This is a genomic window from Micrococcus sp. iso_229 (genome assembly GCF_058072725.1).
The window spans coordinates 1,282,877-1,305,770 of record NZ_CM176514.1 but is presented as its reverse complement, the minus strand read 5'-3'; the positions used below and the strand labels follow the sequence as shown (position 1 = coordinate 1,305,770).

Annotated in this window: 19 protein-coding genes; 14 read left to right on the top strand and 5 right to left on the bottom strand. The window is 74.9% G+C overall.

Annotated features, from left to right (window positions below):
- Positions 1–41 precede the first annotated feature (41 nt).
- Positions 42–1,097, bottom strand: a complete 1,056-nt coding sequence (locus AC3RKA_RS06085) for an alpha/beta fold hydrolase (RefSeq protein ID WP_489726991.1) — start codon at positions 1,095–1,097, stop codon at positions 42–44.
- Between the two features lie 207 nt (positions 1,098–1,304).
- Here AC3RKA_RS06085 and AC3RKA_RS06080 point away from each other — a divergent pair, with 207 nt between their 5' ends.
- The 6 genes from AC3RKA_RS06080 (at position 1,305) to holA (ending at position 10,930) form a co-directional block, all read left to right on the top strand.
- Positions 1,305–2,630, top strand: coding sequence for a YkvI family membrane protein (locus tag AC3RKA_RS06080; RefSeq protein WP_489726990.1), 1,326 nt, complete (start codon positions 1,305–1,307; stop codon positions 2,628–2,630).
- A gap of 157 nt (positions 2,631–2,787) precedes the next feature.
- Complete coding sequence (gene leuS / locus AC3RKA_RS06075) at positions 2,788–5,295, top strand: leucine--tRNA ligase (RefSeq protein ID WP_489726989.1); 2,508 nt, start codon at positions 2,788–2,790, stop codon at positions 5,293–5,295.
- A gap of 46 nt (positions 5,296–5,341) precedes the next feature.
- Positions 5,342–6,316 carry a DegV family protein gene (locus AC3RKA_RS06070; RefSeq protein WP_002854707.1) on the top strand — a complete coding sequence of 325 codons (975 nt, stop codon included), beginning with the start codon at positions 5,342–5,344 and terminating at the stop codon, positions 6,314–6,316.
- A gap of 129 nt (positions 6,317–6,445) precedes the next feature.
- On the top strand, positions 6,446–7,303 hold the full coding sequence (locus tag AC3RKA_RS06065) for a ComEA family DNA-binding protein (protein ID WP_489726988.1): 858 nt from the start codon (positions 6,446–6,448) through the stop codon (positions 7,301–7,303).
- The gene (locus tag AC3RKA_RS06060) at positions 7,297–9,900 is read left to right on the top strand and encodes a ComEC/Rec2 family competence protein (protein ID WP_489726987.1); all 2,604 of its coding nucleotides are present in this window, start codon (positions 7,297–7,299) and stop codon (positions 9,898–9,900) included. Before AC3RKA_RS06065 ends, AC3RKA_RS06060 begins: the two co-directional genes overlap by 7 nt.
- Before the next feature lie 10 nt (positions 9,901–9,910).
- Complete coding sequence (gene holA, locus AC3RKA_RS06055; protein ID WP_002854701.1) at positions 9,911–10,930, top strand: DNA polymerase III subunit delta; 1,020 nt, start codon at positions 9,911–9,913, stop codon at positions 10,928–10,930.
- A 102-nt stretch (positions 10,931–11,032) separates the two neighbouring features.
- On the opposite strand, the gene rpsT is transcribed toward holA, so the two are convergent.
- Both rpsT and AC3RKA_RS06045 read right to left on the bottom strand, forming a co-directional pair.
- Positions 11,033–11,299: a 30S ribosomal protein S20 gene (gene rpsT / locus AC3RKA_RS06050; protein ID WP_002854699.1), complete on the bottom strand. Its 267-nt coding sequence runs from the start codon at positions 11,297–11,299 to the stop codon at positions 11,033–11,035.
- A 195-nt stretch (positions 11,300–11,494) separates the two neighbouring features.
- Positions 11,495–12,157, bottom strand: coding sequence for a type II toxin-antitoxin system PemK/MazF family toxin (locus AC3RKA_RS06045; protein WP_002854695.1), 663 nt, complete (start codon positions 12,155–12,157; stop codon positions 11,495–11,497).
- Positions 12,158–12,268: 111 nt separating this feature from the next.
- Between AC3RKA_RS06045 and lepA the strand changes: the two genes are divergently transcribed.
- Entirely contained in the window at positions 12,269–14,128 is a 1,860-nt protein-coding gene (gene lepA, locus AC3RKA_RS06040) for a translation elongation factor 4 (RefSeq protein WP_002854693.1), read from the top strand.
- The gene (hemW, locus tag AC3RKA_RS06035) at positions 14,129–15,409 is read left to right on the top strand and encodes a radical SAM family heme chaperone HemW (protein WP_002854684.1); all 1,281 of its coding nucleotides are present in this window, start codon (positions 14,129–14,131) and stop codon (positions 15,407–15,409) included. It abuts the gene before it with no gap.
- Between the two features lie 15 nt (positions 15,410–15,424).
- On the opposite strand, the gene AC3RKA_RS06030 is transcribed toward hemW, so the two are convergent.
- Complete coding sequence (locus AC3RKA_RS06030; RefSeq protein WP_489726986.1) at positions 15,425–15,844, bottom strand: DUF4870 domain-containing protein; 420 nt, start codon at positions 15,842–15,844, stop codon at positions 15,425–15,427.
- A 94-nt stretch (positions 15,845–15,938) separates the two neighbouring features.
- On the bottom strand, positions 15,939–16,799 hold the full coding sequence (locus AC3RKA_RS06025; protein ID WP_363737659.1) for a DUF3097 family protein: 861 nt from the start codon (positions 16,797–16,799) through the stop codon (positions 15,939–15,941).
- A 169-nt stretch (positions 16,800–16,968) separates the two neighbouring features.
- Here AC3RKA_RS06025 and hrcA point away from each other — a divergent pair, with 169 nt between their 5' ends.
- The 6 genes from hrcA to AC3RKA_RS05995 all read left to right on the top strand — a co-directional run bounded on the left by hrcA (position 16,969) and on the right by AC3RKA_RS05995 (position 22,863).
- On the top strand, positions 16,969–17,982 hold the full coding sequence (hrcA, locus tag AC3RKA_RS06020) for a heat-inducible transcriptional repressor HrcA (protein WP_489726985.1): 1,014 nt from the start codon (positions 16,969–16,971) through the stop codon (positions 17,980–17,982).
- Between the two features lie 75 nt (positions 17,983–18,057).
- Positions 18,058–19,191 carry a molecular chaperone DnaJ gene (gene dnaJ, locus AC3RKA_RS06015; RefSeq protein ID WP_002854676.1) on the top strand — a complete coding sequence of 378 codons (1,134 nt, stop codon included), beginning with the start codon at positions 18,058–18,060 and terminating at the stop codon, positions 19,189–19,191.
- Positions 19,188–19,949, top strand: coding sequence for a 16S rRNA (uracil(1498)-N(3))-methyltransferase (locus AC3RKA_RS06010; protein ID WP_489726984.1), 762 nt, complete (start codon positions 19,188–19,190; stop codon positions 19,947–19,949). Before dnaJ ends, AC3RKA_RS06010 begins: the two co-directional genes overlap by 4 nt.
- Positions 19,950–19,989: 40 nt before the next feature.
- Positions 19,990–21,063, top strand: coding sequence for a PhoH family protein (locus tag AC3RKA_RS06005; protein WP_060774993.1), 1,074 nt, complete (start codon positions 19,990–19,992; stop codon positions 21,061–21,063).
- Positions 21,053–21,526, top strand: coding sequence for an rRNA maturation RNase YbeY (gene ybeY, locus AC3RKA_RS06000; RefSeq protein ID WP_002853639.1), 474 nt, complete (start codon positions 21,053–21,055; stop codon positions 21,524–21,526). The genes AC3RKA_RS06005 and ybeY overlap by 11 nt, the downstream gene beginning before the upstream one ends.
- 11 nt (positions 21,527–21,537) lie before the next feature.
- Positions 21,538–22,863, top strand: coding sequence for a hemolysin family protein (locus AC3RKA_RS05995; protein ID WP_144823986.1), 1,326 nt, complete (start codon positions 21,538–21,540; stop codon positions 22,861–22,863).
- Positions 22,864–22,894 lie beyond the last annotated feature (31 nt).

The following is a 22,894-nucleotide window of genomic DNA, read 5'->3' as shown; positions in this document are numbered from 1 at the left end:
CGACCCGCAGCCCGACGGACAGGAGCGCGGCGATGACGGCGTCAGCGGCCGGCGCGGCGGAGCCAGTCGCGGATCAGCGCCGCGCAGGCGGCCGGGCGCTCGTAGTGCAGCAGATGCCCGACGCCGTCGAGGACGTGCAGCTCCGCCGTGCCGCCCCCGGCGTCGATCGCCGCGGCGAGCGCCTCCTGTGCCGGCACCGAGCCCAGCGGATCCTCTCGCCCCGCGACCAGCAGCACCGGCAGGGTGAGGCGGGCCGCGACGTCGGCCACGGAGCCCGTGCTCGAGGCGCGGTACGCCTCGGAGAGCATGCGCGCGGAGGCGAAGCCCGAGAAGTGGCGCCGGTGCTGGTCATGGGTGTACGCAAGGACATCCCTGTCCCTGGTGCGGGTCATGGCGAGCGTGGTCACCCACACCACCGGCGGCGCGCCCAGCAGCAGCCGCGCCGGGCGCTCGGGCAGGCGAGCGGCGACCTCGTAGTACCCCTCGGCGACGGCCGCCAGCACCCGACTCGTCACGGACGCGGACGCCTGCAGCGCGGGTTCGGCGATGGGGTTGAGCAGGACCAGCCGTCCCCACCGGGACGGGTCCCGGGCGACCAGCTCGGCCGCCACCGTCGTCCCGTAGGAGTGCGCGACCAGCACGGGAGCGGCCGGCAGACCCAGGGCGGCGACGACGGCGGCCACCGCGTCCGCGTGATGGGCCACGGTGTGCTCGGCGTGGGGGAAGGGCCTCGAGGCCCCGAAGCCGGGCAGCTCGATCGAGCGGATCGGATGCTCCGGGAGCGCGTCGGCCAGCAGGGCGAGTCCGTGGTGATCCCCGCGGAAGCCGTGGACGAACACCAGCGGGGCAGCGGCCGCGTCTCCCTCGGGTGCGCCTCGCGATCCCGGCGCGGCCTCCGGAACGGGGGCGTACTCCCACACGGCCACGGACGACGGGGTCCCGCTGACGGGATCCGGAACGGCCAGGGTGCGCCGGCGGGGCGTCCGGGCCGCGTGGCCCGTCAGCACGCGGGGATCGGCGGGCGCCGCGGGCGGGCGCAGCAGATCGCGCAGGCGGACGGGCGGGCCCGGGGCGGCGGGCGGCGTCGGGGCAGGCACGTCCCCACCCTAGCCAGGCCGGTGGGGAACCTCACCGACGTCACCCACGCCTCCCGCACGCTGCTGCTGGACCTGAGGCCACGCCGCCCGGAACCCGGCGACGCCTGGTCCTGGCCACGATGGCGCGCGGATGCCTACGGTGTTGCGGCCCGTCCTCGGTCCCGGGGCCCGCACGGGCGCGCCCCGTCCCCCACGAAAGGCCCCTGCGTGCAGCACCCCGTCGCCCTCAGATCCCTGAAGATCGCCCTCGCCTTCGTCGGCCTGCTCGTCGGCGCCGGCTTCGCCACCGGCGCCGAAGTCATCCAGTACTTCGTGGGCTTCGGCTGGATCGGCATCGTGGGCGCGGGACTGGCCGGCCTGCTCGTCACCGCCGGCGGCGCCGTCATCCTCCAGCTGGGCAGCGTGTTCCTCGCGGCCGACCACAAGATCGTCTTCCGCAGCGTCTCGCACCCGGTGATGGCCCGCATCCTGGACGTCGTGGTGACGGTGACGCTCTTCGCGATCGGCGTCGTCATGCTCGCCGGGGCGGGCTCCACGCTCGCCCAGCAGTTCGGCTGGCCGACGTGGGCGGGCTCCACCCTGATGACCCTGCTCGTGGTCGTGACGGGCATGCTGGACGTGGAGAAGGTCTCCGCGATCATCTCCCTGATCACGCCCCTGGTGATCGTCGCGGTCGTGGCCGGGTTCGTCCACGTCCTGGTCACCCGCGACGGCGGCTTCACCGCCCACGAGTCCCTCGCCGTCCAGGCCACCACGCCGGTGGACCCGTGGTGGCTGTCCTCGGTCAACTACTTCGGCCTCGTCGTCGTGATGGCCGTGTCCATGTGCCTCGTGATCGGCGGGTCCATCACCCACCCCCGCGAGGCGTTCCTCGGCGGCCTCACCGGCGGCCTGATGTACACCGCCCTGCTCCTGATGGCCTCCATGCTGCTCTACCTCGGCTACGCCGAGATCGGCCGGGCCGACGTCCCCATGCTGCGGCTGTTCGCCTCGATCGCGCCCTGGCTGGGCTGGGCGATGGTCGTGGTGATCTACCTGATGATCTACAACACCGCGATCGGCATGTTCTACGCGCTGGGACGCCGCCTCACGGCCGAGCACCCGGGCCGCTACCGCCCCGTGTTCACCGGCGTCACGCTGCTGGCCTTCGCGGTGAGCTTCGTCGGCTTCGGCGACCTGATGAACGTCGTCTACCCGGCGCTGGGCCACCTGGGCATCGTGCTCGCGCTCGTGCTCCTCGTCTGGTGGCTCACCCACCGCCGGCAGATCTCCGCCGAGTCGGGGCTGCGTCTGCGCCTGCTCGCGCTGCTCCGCCTGCGTGAGCATCCGGAGAAGACCTTCACGGCCCAGCACGCCGTGCAGCTGCAGGAGGCGGTCGGGGACTCCGTGGCGGCCCCGGGCGCGGTGACGGAGGCCCTCGAGGACGAGGTCGCCCAGGTGCTGGAGGAGGACGACACGGTCACCTCCGACGAGGTGCGTCCCGGTCCCGACGCCGGGCCCGAGCGGCCGGCAGGCGGCAGCCACTCCGCCTGAACGCGCCTGCCCGGCCGGGCACGGCGTCTCGGAGCGGCCCTGCGGCCGGGCCGGGGCGCCGTCGCCGTAGGATGGGGTGGCCGGCCGTGCCGCCGGCCCCGTCCGCGCCGCCCGAGGGCCGGCGCCCCATCCCGACTGCGTGAGGACTCGAACCGCCGTGAGCCAGACCCCCGACAGCGCCGTGCCGGCCACCCCCAGCATCCCCGCCGACGCGGAGTACTCGTTCCGCGACGTGGAGGCCCGCTGGGCCGGGTACTGGGAGCAGGCCGGGACGTTCGCCCCGCGCGAGGACGGCTCCGAGACCCGCACCGTGGTCGACATGTTCCCCTACCCCTCGGGCGACCTGCACATGGGGCACGCGGAGGCGTTCGCGATGGGCGACGTCGTCGCGCGTCACTGGATGCAGCGCGGCTTCGACGTGCTGCACCCCATCGGCTGGGACTCCTTCGGCCTGCCGGCCGAGAACGCCGCCATCAAGCGCGACGCCCACCCGGCCGAGTGGACCTACGCGAACATCGAGACGCAGAAGCGCTCCTTCCAGCGGTACGGCATCGCCGTGGACTGGTCCCGTGAGCTGCACACCTCGGACCCCGAGTACTACCGGTGGACCCAGTGGCTGTTCCAGCAGCTGTACCGCAAGGGCCTGGCGTACCGGAAGGACTCCCCGGTCAACTGGTGCCCGCAGGACCAGACGGTGCTCGCCAACGAGCAGGTCGTGGACGGCCGCTGCGAGCGCTGCGGCACCGAGGTCACCAAGCGGACCCTGAACCAGTGGTACTTCCGCATCACCGACTACGCGGACGCGCTGCTGGACGACATGGACCAGCTCACCGGCCACTGGCCCGAGCGCGTGCTCGCCATGCAGCGCAACTGGATCGGCCGCTCCGAGGGCGCCCACGTCGACTTCCAGGTCGAGGACGGCCCCGTCGTCACGGTCTTCACCACCCGGCCGGACACGCTGCACGGCGCGACCTTCATGGTGGTCGCCGCCGACGCCCCGCTGGCCGCCGAGCTCGCCGGCGGCGACGTGCGGGCCGAACTCGAGGCGTACCGCGAGGACCTGAAGAAGGTCTCGGACATCGACCGCCAGGCCACGGACCGCCCGAAGAGCGGCGTGTTCCTGGGCCGCCACGCCGTGAACCCGCTGACCGGTGAACGCCTGCCGATCTGGGCCTCGGACTACGTGCTGGCCGACTACGGCACGGGCGCCATCATGGCCGTGCCGGCCCACGACCAGCGCGACCTCGACTTCGCCCGCGCCATGGGCCTGCCCGTGCGCACCGTGCTGGACACCGGCGAGGAGGACCCGGCCGTCTCCGGCGTCGCGACGACCGGCGAGGGCACCCTGGTGAACTCCGGCGAGCTCGACGGCCTGGACAAGACCGCCGCCATCGCGCGGGCCATCGAGATCGTGGAGGAGCGTGGCACCGGCCGAGGCACCACCACCTACCGCCTGCGCGACTGGCTGCTCTCCCGTCAGCGCTTCTGGGGCACCCCGATCCCCGTGGTACACTGCCCGGACTGCGGCGAGGTCCTCGTGCCGGAGGACCAGCTGCCGGTCACCCTGCCGACCGACCTCAAGGGCGAGCAGCTCGCCCCGAAGGGCCAGTCGCCCCTGGCCGCGGCGACCTCGTGGGTCGAGGTGGACTGCCCGCGGTGCGGCGGCCCCGCGCGACGGGACACCGACACCATGGACACGTTCGTGGACTCGTCCTGGTACATGCTCCGCTACGCTTCCCCGAACGACGACGCCCGTGTCTTCGACCCCGATGCCCTGCGTCGCTGGCTGCCCGTGGACCAGTACGTGGGCGGCGTGGAGCACGCGATCCTGCACCTGCTGTACGCCCGCTTCTTCACCAAGGCCCTGCACGACCTCGGCCTGGTGCCCTTCACCGAGCCGTTCCGCGCCCTGCTCAACCAGGGCCAGGTCCTCAACGGCGGCAAGGCCATGTCCAAGTCGCTGGGCAACGGCGTGAACCTGGGCGACCAGCTGGACGAGTTCGGCGTCGACGCCGTGCGCCTGACCATGGTGTTCGCCTCGCCGCCCGAGGACGACGTGGACTGGGCCGACGTCGCCCCGGGCGCCGCCGGCAAGTTCCTGGCCCGCGCGTGGCGCCTGGCCCGCGACGTCCGCGCGACAGGCGCCCCGGCCGGCACGGACCCGGCGGACGGGGCCGCGGCCCTGCGCCGGGTGACCCACCGGACCGTGCACGAGGCCCAGCAGCTGCTGGACGACGGCAAGTTCAACGTGGTCGTCGCCAAGACGATGGAGCTGGTCAACGCGGCCCGCAAGGAGATCGACGCCGGCGCCGGCGCGGCCGACCCCGCCGTCCGCGAGGCCGCCGAGGCCGTGGCCGTGCTGCTCTCCCTCGTGGCGCCGTACACGGCCGAGGACATGTGGGTCCTGCTGGGCCACGAGCCCTCAGTGATCCGCGCCGGCTGGCCCCCGGTGGACGAGGCGCTGCTGGTCGAGGACACCGTCACGGCCGTCGTCCAGGTCAAGGGCAAGGTCCGCGACACCCTCGAGGTGCCCGCGGACATCACCGCCGAGGACCTCGAGGCGCGCGCCCGCGCGTCGCAGAAGGTGCGGAACTTCATCGGGGACGCCGAGATCGTCAAGGTGATCGTGCGCGAGCCCAAACTCGTGAACCTGGTGATCCGCTGACCGCGTGAGACCGGCCCCGACCGGGCCGGGGGAGAGGAGGCAGGCCGTGGCGAGCATCGAGCAGTGGCGCGACGACGCGCTCGTCCGCCTGCGCTCCCGCCGCTCCCAGCTGGCCGGGCGGGCGCGCTACGGCCTGCGCCCACCCCGCCGGGACCGCACGGCCGTCGTCACGGACTCGGCCGCCGCCCTGCCCGGCGCCGTCCTCGGACACGGCCTGGCCGCCGGGATCCGCCAGGTGGCGCTGCCCGTCATGGTGGGCGAGCAGATCCACACGGAGGGCACGGACGAGCTCGCGCTGGAGCTGCCGCTGGCCCTGGCCGCCGGCACCCCGGTGCGCACCTCGCGGCCCTCGCCGGGCGCGTTCCGGACGGTCTACGCCGAGCTGGCCCGCGCCGGCTACGCACGCATCCTCTCCGTCCACCTGTCCGGCGAGCTCTCCGGCACCGTGGAGGCCGCGCGCCTGGCCGCCGCGGACGCCGAGCGTCCGGTGACCGTGGTGGACTCGCGCACCGTGGGCTTCGCGCTGGGCACGGCCGTGGTGGACGCCGCCGTGGACGCGGGGGTGGGCATGCCCGTGGCCCGCATCCGCGAGCGGCTCGAGGCCACCGTGGACTCCAGCCACGTGCTGTTCACGGTGCCCAGCCTCGAGCAGCTGCGCCGGGGCGGACGGATCAGCGGGCTGGCCTCGCTGCTGGGCACCCTGCTGCAGGTGCGCCCCGTCATGGCCGTCGACGACGGCGCGATCGGCCTGGTCGACCGCCCGCGGTCCGCGGCCCGCGCCGTCGACCGGCTCGTGGAGCTCGCGGTCGAGCGGGCCGGCGGGGACCCGGTGCGGATCGCCGTGCACGAGTACGGCGACCCCGAGACGGCCGTGCAGCTCGCCGAGCGTCTGCAGCCGATCTCCACCACCCCCGTGCCCGTCGTCGAGCTGCCCGCCGTGCTCGCCGCGCACCTGGGCCTGGGTGCGCTGGGCGTGGTGATCTGCCCGCTGGAATCGCCCACGGGGGGCTCGGGGGACTGAGGCCGCCCGTACAGGCGTGCCGAGGAGACGGGCGCGTCCGTTCCTGCACACCGCCCCGGACCGCGGTGGTCATCCCCAGGCCGGGTGCGGGACGCGCCCGGCTCGGACGCGGGCACGCAGACTGCCCGCATGAGCCCCAGCCACCGCCTCCGCGACGATCCGCCCGCCTTCGCCCCGGACCCCGCGCCCGCGGCCGTCCCCGACGTCGACACGGCCGGCCCGCACGCCGCGTCCGCGTGGGAGCGCACCCCGCCCCGGGGCCCGGTGCTCCGGTGGCGGCCGGCCCTGCTGGCCGTCACCGTGCTGCTCGTCGCCGCCGCGGCCTGGTGGGCGGTGGCCTGGCTGACCACCCCGGCGCCACCCGCGGCGGTCCCGGCGGCCGCGGCCGGTGCAGGCGTCCCGCAGACCGGTGCGACCTCCGCCGCCCCGACTGCGGCAGGCACCGACGCGCGGACGCTCGAGGCGGGGCCGTCGGGGGAGGCGTCCGGGCCCGCCGGGTCCACCCCGCTGCGGGTGCACGTGGTGGGCGAGGTCGCCCGGCCGGGTGTGGTCAGCCTCGCGCCGGGCTCCCGGGTGGCCGACGCCATGCGCGCGGCCGGCGGCCCGACCCGGCACGCCCGGGCGGAGCGCATCAACCTCGCGGCCCCGCTGGACGACGGCCAACAGGTCCTCGTCCCCTCCGCTCACACGCCGCAGGACGCCCTGGACCGGGTGGCCGGGGCCGCGCAGGCGCAGCCCACGCCGACCACGGGCGGGGCCGATGCCGGAGGCGGAACGGGCGGTCCCGAGCCCGGCGGCACCGTGGACCTGAACACCGCCGACGCCGCGGACCTGCAGACCCTGCCCGGCGTCGGCCCCGCCACGGCGGAGAAGATCATCGCCCACCGCGAGACGGTCGGCCCGTTCACCGGCCTGCAGGACCTGGACGCGGTGCCCGGCATCGGCCCGGCCACGCTCGACCGGCTGCGTGACCTCGTCTCGTGGTGAACCCGGCCCCGGGCCCGCCCAGCGATCCCGTGGACCGCCGCGCCCGGCACCACGAGGTGCCCGGCCCGCTCGAGGCCCGGTGGGTGCCCGCCCTGCTCGGGTGCCTGACCCTGGGGATCCTCGGCGTCGGCTGGGACGCCCCGGCCCGGTCGGCGGCGGCCCTCACGGGGCTGGCCGTCGCCGCGGCCGCCGTCCTGGGCGCGGCCCGCTGGACCGGTCGGAGGCGGGGCGTGGCGACCGCGACGGCGCTGGCCGGCGTGGCCGCGGCCCTGATGCTGCAGCACTCGGCCGGGCCCGCCGCCGCGGCCACCGGCAGCGGCTGGACCGGTGCGGTCCAGTCCGGCTCACCGCTGCGGCTCGAGCTGGCCCTGGACGGGCCCGCCACCCGGAGCGAGGCGGCCTTCGGCCCCCGCTGGAGCGTTCCCGTGCGGGTCGAGACGTTCGGTCACCCGCCGCGGACCCCCGAGGCGGCCGTGACCGCCCGGCTCACGGGCGGGGGCCCACCGCCCGAGACGATCGCCGCGCCGTCGGACGGGACGGGGTCCCCCGGCGGCGGGCCGGGATCGCGGGTCTGCGTGGTGGCCCGGCCGTCGAGGTCCGGTTCCACCGTGTTCCTGGCCGCCGCGGCCGTCCCGCAGCCGGGACCCTGCCCCGGCGGGGTGCAGATGGCAGGCGGAGTCGCCGACGGCGACCCGCGCCCGCCGCGGCGGGAGGCGTTGCGCGCCGCGTTCCGTCAGTCCGCGGAGGGCACGGTCGGCGCGGCGCCGGAACTCGTCCCGGGGCTGGTGCTGGGCGACCGCTCCGCCCAGGGGGCCGCCCTCGACGACGCCATGAAGGCCTCGGGCCTGTCGCACCTGTCCGCCGTGTCCGGGGCCAACGTGGCCATGATCCTCGGCGCGGTCGCGATCACCCTCCGCTGCGCGCGGGTGCACCGGGCGGTGGTCCTCAGCGCCGGGTTGGCGGTCCTCGGGGTGTTCGTGGTCGTCGTGGGGCCGGAGCCGTCCGTGCTCCGGGCGGCCGTGATGGGCGCCCTCGGAGCCCTCGCGGTGTTCTTCGGCCGGGCGCGGCAGGCGTTCGGGCTCCTGGCGGTGGGCGGCACGGTCCTGCTCGTCGCGGTGCCGGCCCTCGCCGTGGAACCGGCCTTCCACCTCTCCCTGGCCGCGACCGCGGGCATCGTCCTGGGCGGCGCGCCCCTCGACCGTGCGCTGTACGCCGGGCTCGGCCGGGTGCTGCCCGACGTCGTGGTGCGGTGGCTCTCGGCGTCGCTCGCGGTGACCGTGGCCGCCCACCTGGCCTGCCAGCCGATCATCCTGGCCATGACCGGCGAGGTGTCGGCCTACGCGGTGCCGGCCAATCTGCTGGCCGCCCCGGCCGTGCCGCCCGTGACCGTCCTGGGCACCCTCGCCGCGGCCCTCGCACTGCCCGCGCCCGGGATCGCCGCCGCCCTCGTGGCCGTGATCCAGTGGCCCGCGGCCTGGATCGGGTGGGTCGCCCACACCAGCGCCTCCCTGCCCGGAGCGCTGCGTCCGTGGCCGGCCGGGGCCCTCGGCGCCGGGCTGGGCGTCCTGCTGGTGGCCGCGACGCTCCTCGGATTCGCCGCCGTGCTCCTGCTCGAACGACGCCGGACCGCCCCTGTCCGGCGTGTCGGCCGCAGCGCGCCGCGGACCCGCGAGCGCCTCCCCGCCTTGGTCGTGCTCGCCGCCGCCCTGGCCGCGGCCACCACGGGGGCGGTCGGGGCGGTCCTCGTGCCGCGGTCCTCGGGCGCGGCCCCGCCGGACTGGGCCGTGGCGTTCTGCGACGTCGGCCAGGGGGACATGGCCGTGTTCCGGTCCGGCCCGCGCGCGGGGGTCGTCGTCGACGTCGGGCCCGAGCCGGGGCTCGCTCGTCGCTGCCTCGACGACCTCGAGGTCGACCGGGTGGACGCCGTGCTGCTCACCCACCTGCACGCCGACCACGCCGGGGGGCTGGCCGGCGTGGTGGACCGCGCCGCCCCCGGGGCGGTGCACTACGCGACCCGGGATGCACCGGCCCAGGGCAGGGGAGACCGCGGCGGGGAGGCGGAGGGCGTCGACCCGCCCGCCGACGCGGCACGGCTCCGCACCGGCGCGATGGGCACGGCCGGTCCGGTGCGGTGGCACGTGCTGCTCGCCGACGCGCGGGCCCCCGAGGAGAACGACGCCTCCGCCCAGGTGCTGGTCACCGTCGAGAGCGAGGCCGGTCCGGTCACGACGCTGATCACCGGCGACATGGAGGAGGACGCCTCCGCGGCATGGATCGCGGGGCGCCGGTCCGATGCCGCCGCACCGCCGCGCGTGGACGTGCTCAAGGTCGCCCACCACGGCGCGCGCAACGGTGGAACGGCCGTGCCGCGCGCCGTCGGCGCCCGCCTGCACGTGGTCTCCGTGGGCGCCGACAACCCGTACGGCCACCCCCACCGGGCCACGGTGGACGCGCTCGGCCGCCTCGGGCCGGTGGCCCGCACGGACCTGCACGGCACGCTGGCCCTCACGGCCGCGGACGGCCCCGACCCCGACGGCGCGCCCGAGATCACGGCCCACACCGTCCGCCCGCCCTCGAGCGTCCGCACCGGACCCTAGGATGGGACGCATGTCCGCCGCCCGCAGCCCCCGTTCCGGCCGAGCCGGCCGCACCGACCCGCTGGCCTGGCGGCGAGCCGAGCCCGCCCCGCTCATGCTCCTCAAGGGACCCGAGGACCATGCCGCCCGCTGGGTGACGGACCGCGTGACCCAGGCTCTGCGCGAGCGACACGGCCAGCTGGAGATCCACCGGCTCCGCGCGGGGGAGTACCAGCCCGGCCAGCTGGCCACCGCGGCCAGCCCGTCCCTCTTCGCCGAGCCCACCCTCATCACGGTCGAGGGCCTCGAGGCCATGAACGACGCGTTCCTCGAGGACGCCCTGCGTCTCGTCCAGCAGGGCCCGGGCGCGGAGGACGTCACGCTCGTGCTGCGCCACACCGGCGGCACCCGCGGCAAGAAGCTGCTGGACGCCGTCGCCCAGGCCGGCACGGTGGTCGAGTGCGTGCCGCTGAAGAAGGACGAGGAGCGGCTGGCCTTCGTGCAGGCCGAGTTCCGCGACCGGCGTCGGCGCATCGACGAGGAGGCGGCCCGCGCGCTCATCCGCGCCACCGGCGCCTCGCTCACGGAGCTCGCGGCCGCGTGCGCCCAGCTCGTCGACGACACCGAGGGCGTCGTCACCGTCGAGACCGTGGACACGTACTACAGCGGCCGCGTGGAGGCCACGAGCTTCGCGGTGGCCGACGCGGCGCTCGAGGGGCAGGCGGCGAGGGCCGTCTCCCTCGTGCGGCACGCGATGGCCACCGGCGTCCACCCGGTGATGATCACCGCGGCGCTCGCCCTCAAGGCGCGGCAGGTGGCGCGGATGATCGACGCCCGCCGGCCCGCCGCCGAGCTGCCGTCCCTGCTCGGGGTGGCCCCGTTCCAGGTGCGCTACATCCAGCAGGCGGCGCGGCACTGGACGGCGGCCGGCATCGCGCAGGCCGTGGAGTGGATCGCCCAGGCCGACGCCGAGGCCAAGGGCGCCTCTCGCAACCCGGAGTTCGCCGTCGAGCGCGCGGTCATCCGCGTGGCCACCGCCGTCAGCCGCTGACGGCGCCGCCGGACGGCATCCCACGGGGGCAGCCCGGACACGACGCGGCCCCCGCACCGATCGCTCGGGGCGGGGGCCGCGGTCACAGCCGGGGGGCGTGGATCAGCCGAGGAGGGCCTTCACGCGGGCGGCGATGCCGGACTTGCGGTTCGCGGCCTGGTTCTTGTGGATGACGCCCTTCGAAGCGGCCTTGTCCAGCTTGCGGGAGGCGGTGCGCAGCGCGGCGGCGGCGGCCTCGGCCTCGCCGGCGGCGACGGCCTTGTCCACGGCGCGGATGGCGGTCTTCAGCTCGGACTTCACCGCGACGTTGCGCTGGCGCGCCTTCTCGTTGGTGAGGATGCGCTTCTTCTGGGACTTGATGTTAGCCAAATCGGGTCCTTCGTCGTCGGCGGCGCGGACGAGGGTCCGGGCGCCGCATGAACAGGGGGTCGTGGAGGGTGCCCGGATCCGTGGACTGAGCGGCGTGGGGAACACCGATGATGACCCGTTCCGGGGGTGCCCGTCGACCGGCGGACACAATGCGGACGATCCTACCACCCAGACCCTGCGATCCGCGCGGCGGACTCAGCGCCCCCGCCGCCGGGCGCGGGCCAGCGCGGCCGTGACCCGGTCGAAGGCCGCCCGGTCCAGGACGCCGCCCTCCCGGCGCACCGCGGCCGGATCCACGCGGACCACCCGGTCCAGCTTCGCCTCCGAGGCGCGGCCGGACCGGTCCCAGGCGCCCGCGCCCACGTCCACGTAGTCCTCGTCCCGGGCCAGGGCGTTGTTCCGGTCCCGGCTGGTCAGCATGAGCCCGAGCAGGTGCGCCCCGTCCCGGCCGATCAGGAGCACGGGGCGGTCCTTGCCCCGGCCGTCCATCTCCTCGTACGGCACCCAGGTCCACACGACCTCTCCCGGCCCGGCCGTCGGCCCGGGCACGGGCGCGTACTCGACGCGGACGGTCCCGGTGAAGTCCGGCAGGGACGCGTGGCGGCCGGTGTCCTGTCGCCGGGGCCGGCGCTCCTGCCCGGGCCCGGGCATCGGCCACGAGTCGGTGGGCTCCGTGGGGTCCCACGCGGGCCCGGGAGGCCCGGGCGGGCCCGGGAAGGGTGACGGGCCGCTCCGGTCGCCGGCCCGTCGACCGGCCTCGGAGGCGGCTCGACGCGGCCGGGCGTCGTCGCGGAGGGCGCCGATCAGGCGTGCCGTCCGGCGGCCGAGGGACAGGGCGCGATGCAGGTCGAAGGCCATGGGCGTGAATCTAGTGGACGCGCGGGCCCGGCGTCCGGGTCGGGTCGGCGGCGGGACATGAGAGACTAGGCGGTCAGAGTCCCGTCCCCGTCACCCGTAGAGGAAGTGCCCGTGTCGCCCCTGGCGTCGAACCCCCCGGTGCCCGCTGCCACCGACCCCTCGGTGATCCGCAACTTCTGCATCATCGCCCACATCGACCACGGCAAGTCCACGCTGGCGGACCGCATGCTGCAGGCCACCGGCGTCGTGCAGCCCCGCGACATGAAGGCCCAGTACCTGGACCGCATGGACATCGAGCGTGAGCGCGGCATCACCATCAAGTCCCAGGCCGTGCGCATGCCCTGGTCCGTGGACGGGGTGGACTACGCCCTGAACATGATCGACACCCCCGGGCACGTGGACTTCACCTATGAGGTCTCCCGCTCGCTGGCCGCGTGCGAGGGCGCGATCCTGCTGGTGGACGCCGCCCAGGGCATCGAGGCCCAGACCCTGGCGAACCTCTACCTCGCCATGGAGCACGAGCTGGAGATCATCCCCGTGCTCAACAAGATCGACCTGCCCGCCGCGGATCCGGACCGCTACGCGGCCGAGCTGGCCTCCCTGATCGGCTGCGAGCCCGAGGACGTGCTGCGCGTCTCCGGCAAGACGGGCGTCGGCGTCGAGGAGCTGCTGGACCGCGTGGTCCGCGCCATCCCCGGCCCGGAGGGGGACGCGGACGCCCCGGCCCGCGCGATGATCTTCGACTCCGTGTACGACACCTACCGGGGCGTCGTCACGTACGTGCGCGTCGTGGACGGCCGGCTCTCCCCGCGGGAGAAGGTCCGCATGATGTCCACGGGCACCACCTACGAGCTCCTCGAGATCGGCGTCTCCTCCCCGGAGCCCGTGCCCACGAAGGGCCTGGCCGCGGGCGAGGTGGGCTACCTCATCACCGGCGTGAAGGACGTGCGGCAGTCCAAGGTGGGCGACACGGTCACCAACCACGCCCACCCGGCCGAGCAGTCCCTGGGTGGCTACGAGGACCCCAAGCCCATGGTGTTCTCAGGCCTCTACCCCATCGACGGCTCGGACTATCCCGTGCTGCGTGACGCCCTGGACAAGCTCAAGCTCAACGACGCCGCGCTCGTCTACGAGCCCGAGACCTCGGTCGCGCTGGGCTTCGGCTTCCGCGTCGGCTTCCTCGGTCTGCTGCATCTGGAGATCGTGCGCGAGCGCCTCGAGCGCGAGTTCGACCTCGACCTCATCTCCACCGCGCCCAACGTGGTCTACGAGGTCACCCGGGAGGACCGTGAGGTCGTCACCGTGACCAACCCCTCCGAGTTCCCCGAGGGCAAGATCCTCGAGGTGCGCGAGCCCATGGCCTCGGCCACGATCATCGTGCCGGCCGAGTTCATCGGCGCCGTCATGGAGCTGTGCCAGGCCAAGCGCGGCAACCTCAAGGGCATGGACTACCTCTCCGAGGAACGGGTGGAGATCCGCTACTGGATCCCGCTGGCCGAGATCGTGTTCGACTTCTTCGACCAGCTCAAGTCCCGCACCAAGGGGTACGCCTCGCTGGACTGGAAGGCCGACGGCGACCAGGCGGCCGACCTCGTCAAGGTGGACATCCTGCTCCAGGGCGAACAGGTGGACGCGTTCTCCTCCATCACCCACAAGGACAACGCCTATGCGTACGGCGTGATGATGACGGGCAAGCTCAAGGAGCTGATCCCGCGCCAGCAGTACGAGGTGCCGATCCAGGCCGCCATCGGCTCGCGCATCATCGCCCGCGAGAACATCCGCGCGATCCGCAAGGACGTGCTCTCCAAGTGCTACGGCGGCGACATCTCCCGCAAGCGCAAGCTGCTCGAGAAGCAGAAGGAGGGCAAGAAGCGCATGAAGATGGTCGGCCGGGTCGAGGTCCCGCAGGAGGCCTTCATCGCCGCCCTGTCCTCGGACGGCGCCGGCGCCGACCAGGCGGCGAAGAAGTAAGTGCCCGCCCTGCCCCTCGGCGAGCCCGTCCCCGACGACGGCCGGCTGCCGGCCGACGTCGGGCAGCGGGTGCGCGCGGCCGCCGGCGACGGCGCGGCGCGCACCTTCAGCCTGTACGTCCACGTGCCGTTCTGCACCGTGCGCTGCGGCTACTGCGACTTCAACACGTACACGGCCGTCGACCTCGGCCCCGGCGCGGGTCGTGGCGACTACTGGGAGTCGGCGGTCACGGAGCTGGACTTCGCCGCGGACGTGCTCGCGTCCTCGGACGTGCCAGCCCGCCCGCTGCACACGGTGTTCTTCGGCGGCGGCACGCCCACGCTCCTGCCGGCCGCGGACCTCGTGCGCATCCTCCAGGCGGCGGTGGACCGGTTCGGGATCGCGCCCGGCGCGGAGGTCACCACCGAGGCCAACCCGGACACCATCACCCCGGAGTACGCCCGTGAGCTCGCGGCCGGCGGCTTCACCCGCCTCTCCCTGGGCATGCAGTCGGCGGTGCCGCACGTGCTCGCCACGCTCGAGCGCACCCATCGGCCCGAGTCCGTCCCCGCCGCCGTCGCCGCGGCCCGGGAGGCCGGCCTGGAGGTGTCCCTGGACCTGATCTACGGGACCGCGGGAGAGTCCCTCGCCGACTGGCGGGCCACGCTCGAGGCCGCCGTCGCCCTGGCCCCGGACCACGTGAGCGCGTACTCGCTGATCGTGGAGGAGGGCACCAAGCTCGGGGCCCAGGTGGCCCGCGGCGAGGTGGCGGACGTGGATCCCGACGACCAGGCGGACAAGTACCTGCTCGCCGAGGAGCTGCTCAGCGCCGCCGGCTACCGCTGGTACGAGGTGTCCAACTGGGCGCGGGACCCGCAGGGGTCCGGGGTCCACCGCGCGCGGCACAACGTGGCGTACTGGGAGGACCAGGACTGGTGGGGGATCGGCCCGGGCGCGCACTCGCACCTCGCCGGCGTCCGGTTCTGGAACGCCAAGCACCCCGCCGCCTACGCGCAGCGGCTGGCCACGGGGGTCACCCCCGCCGTGGGCCGCGAGCGGCCCGACGCCGACGCGCGGCGACTCGAGCGCATCATGCTCGCGGTGCGCACGGTGGACGGGCTCCCGACCGCGGAGCTCGTCTCGGAGACGCCGGGGGAGGCCGCACGGATCCGCGGGGCGATCGCCGAACTCATCGCCGCGGGCCTGCTGGACGGGCGTGCCGCCGTCAACGGCAGCATCGTCCCGACGCTCGAGGGGCGGCTGCGCAACGACGCGATCGTCCGGGCTCTGGCCGGCTTCTGACCGGCCGGCCCCGGGTCAGCGCAGGATGCGCAGGTTGAACGGGTACCGGAACGGACGGCCCTTGGACACGTGCGAGGCGCCCATCACGCCGTAGACCGCCATGGCGGCCCACGTGAGCGCGCCGAGGATCGCGAAGATCGGGCCGACCACCGGCAGCAGGGACAGGAAGAAGAACAGGAGCGTGATGAGCGTGGGCGGCCCGGAGAAGTTCAGGGCCTCCCGCGACTCCTGCGAGGTGAACGGGCCGCGGTCGCGGTAGAGCAGCCACACGACCAGGGGGCCGAGCACGCCGAACGCCAGACTGAGGTGGGCCAGCGCCGCGCGGTCACGGTCCTGCTTCGCCGTGAGCGGGGCGCCGCGGCCGCCGGCCGAGACGAGCCAGGCGGGCGGGTCGTGGCCGGTGCGGCCGGCGTCGGGCTGCGCGCGGGTGTTCACGAGGGGCTCCTCCTGGATCGCGGGACCCGCGCGCCGGGGACCGGGCGCAGGGCATGGGCCAGCATAGCGCGGGCGGGCGGTGGCCGCGCCGAGATCAGTGCTCGGGTGCGGCGGTGAGGAAGTCGATGAGCTCCTCCACGCGGCCCAGCAGGGACGGCTCGAGGTCCGCGTACGTGGTGACGTGGGAGAGCAGCCGCTTCCACCCCAGCCCCGTGGCCTCCTTGCTCCCGTGCGGCCAGCCCAGTCCCCGCAGGATCCCCGTCTTCCAGTCCTGCCCCTTCGGCACGACGGGCCACGCGGGGATGCCGAGGACGGAGGGCTTGATGACCTGCCAGACGTCCACGTAGGGGTGGCCGAGGATGAGCACGTTGCCCGCGGCCCCTGGCACGCGCATGGCCTCGGCCGCGAGGCGCTCCTCCTTGGACCCGGTGACGAGGTGGTCCATGAGGATCCCGAGCCGGCGCCGCGGGCCGGGGGCGAACGTGCGGATCGCCCCGGCGAGGTCGTCCACCCCGTGCAGGGGCTCCACGACGATGCCCTCGAGACGCAGATCCTCGCCCCACACCTTCTCCACCAGCTCGGCGTCGTGCACGCCCTCCACCCAGATGCGTGAGGCGCGGGCGGTGCGGGCGCGCGCCCCCTCGACCCGTCGCGAGCCGGAGGCGGTGCGGGCCGGCGCCGCCGGGGCCGCGGCGGCCGGGGGGACCAGGGTCACGGGCTCGCCGTCGATCCAGAAGCCGCCGCCGAGGGGGAAGCCGCGGCGCACGCCGCGGCGGTCCTCCAGGACCACCACGTGCACGCCGCCGGAGCGCTCGATGCCGATCACGGCCCCGGTGAACCCGGAGGCCACGTCCTCGACCACCGTGCCGGGGGCGGCGGGCACATCGGGGACGGTCCGGGTGGGGCGGCGCGTCAGGTCGTCGTGGCCCGCGGGGCCCCAGCTGCTCCAGTCCATGGGAGATCACGGTAGCAACGGGGCGGGCGATCACCGTGAGCGAAGCCGTGCGGACCGGTCGGGCCGTCCCCCGGGTCGGACGGTAGCATTGGCACTTGACCCGCCGGAGTGCCAGTCAGGGGCACCTCCGGGGTCGCCCCGGATCCCGACGGACCAGAGGAGGACCGAGATGTCGGAGCAGCCCCGCCGCCTGCAGGTGCTCCAGGCGATCGTGGAGGACTACGTGGCGCTGCGCGAGCCCGTGGGCTCCAAGGCGCTCGTGGAACGGCACGCCCTGGGCGTGTCCTCCGCGACCGTGCGCAACGACATGGCTGCGCTCGAGGAGGAGGGCCTCATCGTGGCCCCGCACACCTCCGCCGGGCGCGTCCCCACGGACAAGGGCTACCGCGTGTTCGTCGACCGCCTCTCCGAGGTGAAGCCGCTGTCCCCGGCGGAGCGCCGGGCCGTGCGGACCCTGCTGGACCCGGAGACGGACACCGAGCACATGATGGAGTCCACGGTGCGCCTCCTGGCCCAGCTGACCCAGCAGGTCGCCGTCGCGCAGTTCCCCCACGAGGACGGCTCCACGATCCGCCACCTCGAACTGGTCTCCCTCACGCCCACGCGGGTGCTCGTGGTCCTCATCCTGTCCACGGGACGGGTGGACCAGCGGCACGCCGTGCTGGACCGGCCGGTCGACGAGGCGGAGCTGTCCGTGCTCCGCGGCCTCCTGCTGGACGCCCTGCTGGGGCTCGGTCCGGTGTCGGCGGCCACCGTGGTGGACGACGTCGTCACCCGGGTCCGCCCGGAGCACCGGCAGTCCGCCGCCCTCGTGGCCGCGGCCGTCCACGACCTGCTCGAGGCCGGCCGGCAGGACCGCATCGTCCTGGCCGGCACCGCCAACCTGGCCCGCTCCCCGGGGGACTTCGGCGCGTCCATCGGGCCGATCCTGGAGGCGCTCGAGGAGCAGGTGGTGCTGCTGCGCCTGCTCACGGAGATGGAGCAGGACGCCCACGGGGTGTCCGTGCGGATCGGGTCCGAGAACGCCGGATCGCTCGCGGACACCTCGGTGGTCGCGGCCGCCTACGGCCCCGGCGCCGTGGCGAAGCTCGGCGTCATCGGCCCGACCCGGATGGACTATCCGGGCACCATGGCCGCCGTCCGGGCGATCGCCCGCTATCTCTCCCGCATCCTGACCACCTGACGCGCCTCCGCGCGTCCTGGCGGGCCCCGTCCCGCACCGCCCCACGTCCCGCTCGCCCCGAGAGGAATCCCCACCGTGACCGACCACTACGAGACGCTCGGCGTCAGCCGTGACGCCAGCACCGAGGAGATCCGCCGCGCCTACCGCAAGCTCGCGCGCACCCACCACCCGGACGTCAACCCCGACCCGGAGGCGGCCGAGCAGTTCAAGCGCATCTCCCACGCCTACGAGGTGCTCTCGGACGAGGGCCGGCGTCGGGCCTACGACACGACGGGCAATGAGAACGGCCAGGCCGGCTTCCCGGGCGGCTTCGGCGGGGCGGGCGGCTTCGGGGGCTTCGCCGACATCTTCGAGACCTTCATGAACGCCGCCGGCCAGGGCGGCCGCGGCGGCCCCGCCAGCCGCGCCCGCCGCGGCCAGGACGCCCTGGTGACCGCGCGGATCGACCTGCGCGACGCCGTCTTCGGCGGCGAGCAGACCATTGAGCTGGACACGGCCGTGCGCTGCGAGCGGTGCGAGGGCTCATGCTGCGAGCCCGGCACCCAGCCGGAGACCTGCCAGACCTGCCACGGCCACGGCATGATCCAGCGCCCCGTGCGATCGCTGCTGGGCACCGTCATGGCCACCGAGGCCTGCCCCGCCTGCCAGGGGTTCGGCACCGTCATCCCGACGCCCTGCCACGAGTGCGACGGGCAGGGCCGCGTCCGCACCCGGACGCCGCTGACCCTGCGCATCCCCGCGGGCGTGGACGACGGCACCCGCATCCACCTCGCCGGCCGCGGCGAGGCCGGCCCGGGCGGCGGCCCGAACGGCGACCTCTACGTGGAGATCGCGGTCCGCCCGGACGAGACCTTCCGCCGCGAGGGCGACCACCTGGCCACCACCGTGACCGTCCCCATGGCCGCCGCGGCCCTGGGGACCACCGTCACGCTGGACACCCTGGACGGCAAGCAGTCCGTCAGCCTGGACCCGGGCGTGCAGTCCGGCCACGTCGAGGTCCTCCAGGGCCTGGGCGTCGGCCGCCTGCGCGGGCAGGGCCGTGGTGACCTCAAGGTGGACGTGGTGGTCACCACGCCCACCGACCTGGACGACGAGCAGCGCCAGCTCCTGGAGCGCCTGGCCGAGGTGCGCGGCGAGGAGGTCGTGCACGGCGCACCCCAGGCCAGGGGCATGTTCGCCCGGCTGCGGGAGAACCTGAGGAACCTGTGACCGCCCCCCTGTTCCACCTCGAGCCGGGCGCCCTGGCCGGCGCGAGCGCCGGCGTGGAGGTCGTCTTCGGTGGCCCCGAGGCCCGCCACGCCGCCGCGGCCATGCGCCTGGCCCCCGGGGAGGCCGTGATCCTGGCCGACGGGTCGGGCACGCTCGGCCACGGCACCGTGCTCGCGGCCGCCCCGGACGGGGTGTCCGTGCGGCTGGACGCGGTGGCGGAGGAGCCGGCACCCACCCCGGCGCTCGTGCTCGTCCAGGCCCTCGCCAAGGGCGATCGGGACCTCATGGCGGTCCAGGCCGCCGTCGAGCTCGGCGTGGACGCCGTGGTGCCCTGGGAGGCCGAACGCTCGATCGTCCGCTGGAAGGGCCCCAAGGCCGCCAAGGCCCGCCAGAAGTGGGCGGACACGGCCCGCGCGGCCGCCAAGCAGGCGCGTCGCGCCCGGGTGCCCGCGGTCCGGGACCACGTCTCCGGGACGGCGGTCGCCGGGCTGGTCCGGGACGACGACGGCGGCCGGCTCGTCCTCGTGCTGCACGAGGACGCGGAGCACGGGGTGTCCGCGGTGCCGACGGAACGACTCTCCGCGGCCGCCGAGATCGCCGTCGTCGTGGGCCCCGAGGGCGGGATCGGCCCGGCCGAGCTCGAGGCCTGCGTGGCCGCGGGGGCCGTGCCGGTGCGGCTCGGCCCGCACGTGCTGCGCGCCTCCACGGCCGGCCCCGCCGCCCTCGCCGTGCTCCAGCACCGGCTCGGCCGCTGGTGAGCCCCGGCAGGACCGCGCACCGACGCCTAGACTGGATTCGATGTCCCGCCCCCGCGACCCCGAGGTGATCCGCCCCATCGTGACCGTGCCCCCCACGACCCCGACCCCGCCCGCCACTGCGCACGAGGGCGTCGCGTTCGAATCCGCCGACCTCATGGTCCGCACCCTCGGACCGCAGGACGCCCTGCTGCGGATCCTCGGCGGCGTGTTCCCCACCGTGGACGTCACGGTCCGCGACCAGCGGCTGGACCTGGCCGGGCCGGTGGCCGACGTGGCCACGGTGCGGCGCGTCGTCGAGGACCTGCGCTCGATCGCCCGCCGCGACCAGGCGGTCACCCCCGAGGTGATGGGCCAGGTCGTCCACCACGTCCGCGGAGCCGCCACCGGGCGCGGCGCGGGTCAGCTGCACCTGGACTCGATCCTCTCGGGCCGGGGTCGCCGCATCCGCGCGAAGACCCTGCACCAGCAGGACTACGTGGAGGCGATCGACCGCTCCACCGTCGTCTTCGGCGTCGGCCCGGCCGGCACCGGCAAGACCTACCTGGCCATGGCCAAGGCCGTGCAGGCGCTGCAGGCCAAGGAGGTCAACCGGATCATCCTCACCCGCCCGGCCGTCGAGGCCGGCGAGCGGCTCGGCTTCCTGCCCGGTGGGCTCTCCGAGAAGATCGACCCGTACCTGCGTCCCCTGTACGACGCGCTGCACGACATGATCGAGCCCGAGTCGATCCCGCGGCTCATGGAGGCCGGGACCATCGAGGTCGCCCCGCTGGCGTACATGCGCGGCCGCACCCTGAACGACGCGTTCGTGATCCTCGACGAGGCCCAGAACACCACCGGCGAGCAGATGAAGATGTTCCTGACCCGACTCGGCTTCGGTGCGCGCATGGTCGTCACGGGTGACACCTCGCAGGTGGACCTGCCGCGCGGCACCCAGTCCGGCCTGGCCCAGGCCGTCGAGGTGCTCGAGGGGATCGAGGGCCTGGAGGTGGTCCGCTTCGACTCCTCGGACGTGGTCCGGCACTCGCTGGTGAGCGCCATCGTGGACGCCTACGACGCCGCCCGCGGACCCGCGGAGCGGTCCCAGAAGCGAGGAGGGGCCCGCCGTGGCCGTTGAGATCCTGAACGAGTCGGGGATCGAGGTCCCCGAGGACGCGCTGCTGCGCATGGCCCGGCACGTCTACACGCGCCTGCACGTCCACGAGCGCGCCGAGACGGCCGTGACCGTCGTGGACGCCGCACGCATGGCCGAGCTGCACGAGGAGTGGATGGACCTGCCCGGGCCCACCGACGTGATGAGCCTGCCCATGGACGAGCTGACCCCCGGCTCGCCCGAGGCGCCGGCCGAGGGCGTGCTCGGGGACGTCGTGCTCTGCCCCGAGGTCGCCGCCGAGCAGGCCGCGCGCGGCGGGCACTCCCGAGACGACGAGCTGCTTCTGCTGCTCACCCACGGCATGCTCCACCTGCTGGGGTACGACCATCTCGAGGACGCCGACCGCGAGGAGATGTTCGGCCTCCAGGATCGGCTCGTGTCCGAGGTCCTCGGCCGGCCCGCCCCGGCCCCCACCGTCGAGGACTGAGGGCACCGCCCATGCTGACGCCCGCCCTCCTCTTCGCCCTCTTCCTGGTCTTCCTCGGCCTGACCTGGACGCTGTCCCTGGCCGAGTCCGCGTTCTCCTACCTCTCCCGGCGGGACGCGGAGGACATCGTCCGCGAGCAGCCCGGCTCCAAGGCACTGGAGATCGCCCGCGAGCGGGAGAGCCACCTCGGGGCCCTGCGGGTCTGGCGGTTCGTGGCCGAGGCCCTGTCGGCCGTCTGCCTGACCGCGGCCGCCGACGCGGTGGTGGACGACACGTGGCTCGCCGTGGCGATCGCCGCGGTCGTGCTCGTGGGCGTGGCCGCCCTGCTGGGCGTCTGGAGCCCGCGGCCGATCGGCTCCCGCAACGAGGCCGCCGTCGCCCGCCGCCTCGGCGGTCTGGTGTGGGTGCTCCGCCGAGCCCTGGGCCCGCTCGCCGCCCGCCTGGACCGGGACCGGCGCCGTCGCGAGGTCGAGCCGGAGGACGAGGACGACTTCCAGGAGCGCCACCTGCGCGAGTTCGTCGCCCGCGCCCACGACGCGGACGTGCTCGCCGACTCCGAGGCGGAGCTGATCCAGTCGGTGTTCTCCATGAACGACACCATCGTCCGCTCCGTCATGGTGCCGCGCACCGACGTCGTCACGATCGACGCCGACCACACGCTCGGCCAGGCCATGGCCCTGTTCCTGCGCTCCGGCAACTCCCGCATCCCGGTGATCGGCGAGGACGCCGACGACATCCGGGGCATGCTGCACCTCAAGGACGTCACCCGCGCCCTGCACCACGACGGCGCCGCGACCGACACCCCCGTCACCGAGGTCATGCGCGACGTCCGCTTCGTCCCCGAGTCGAAGTCCGTGGCGACCCTCCTGCAGGAGCTGCAGCGCGAGTCCACCCACGTGGCCGTGGTGGTGGACGAGTACGGCGGCACGGCGGGGCTCGTGACGCTCGAGGACCTCATCGAGGAGATCGTCGGCGAGATCTACGACGAGGACGACCACCCGGACCGCCCCGAGGTGGAGTTCGTCGCGCCCGGCGTCTACTCCGTCGACGCGCGCATGGGCATCCACGACTTCCGGGAGGAGTTCGAGCTGCCGGAGGAGGACGAGGACGACGACGTTGACACGGTCGGCGGCCTCCTCGCCAAGGAGCTCGGCCGCGTCCCGATCCAGGGTTCGCGCGTCGTGGTCCAGGGGATCGAGCTCGTCGCGGACACCCTCGAGCCCCGCCGCAACCGGGTCGCGCGCCTGCGCGTCTCCGAGACCCCCGACCGCCCGGTGCGGCTGCGCCGGCGTGAGGAGCAGGCCTACGGCGCCGAGCCCGCCGACCCCGTGGCCTGAGCCGGCCGCCCCACCCCACGCCCCGCCTGAC

Excerpts from the sequence above, each read along its gene's own strand:
- holA (WP_002854701.1), top strand. The coding sequence starts at position 9,911 with ATGTCCGCCGCCCGCAGCCCCCGTTCCGGCCGAGCCGGCCGCACCGAC.
- AC3RKA_RS06045 (WP_002854695.1), bottom strand. The coding sequence starts at position 12,157 with ATGGCCTTCGACCTGCATCGCGCCCTGTCCCTCGGCCGCCGGACGGCA.
- hrcA (WP_489726985.1), top strand. The coding sequence starts at position 16,969 with ATGTCGGAGCAGCCCCGCCGCCTGCAGGTGCTCCAGGCGATCGTGGAG.
- AC3RKA_RS06005 (WP_060774993.1), top strand. The coding sequence starts at position 19,990 with ATGTCCCGCCCCCGCGACCCCGAGGTGATCCGCCCCATCGTGACCGTG.
- AC3RKA_RS05995 (WP_144823986.1), top strand. The coding sequence starts at position 21,538 with ATGCTGACGCCCGCCCTCCTCTTCGCCCTCTTCCTGGTCTTCCTCGGC.
- AC3RKA_RS06065 (WP_489726988.1), top strand. The coding sequence starts at position 6,446 with ATGAGCCCCAGCCACCGCCTCCGCGACGATCCGCCCGCCTTCGCCCCG.
- AC3RKA_RS06025 (WP_363737659.1), bottom strand. The coding sequence starts at position 16,799 with ATGGACTGGAGCAGCTGGGGCCCCGCGGGCCACGACGACCTGACGCGC.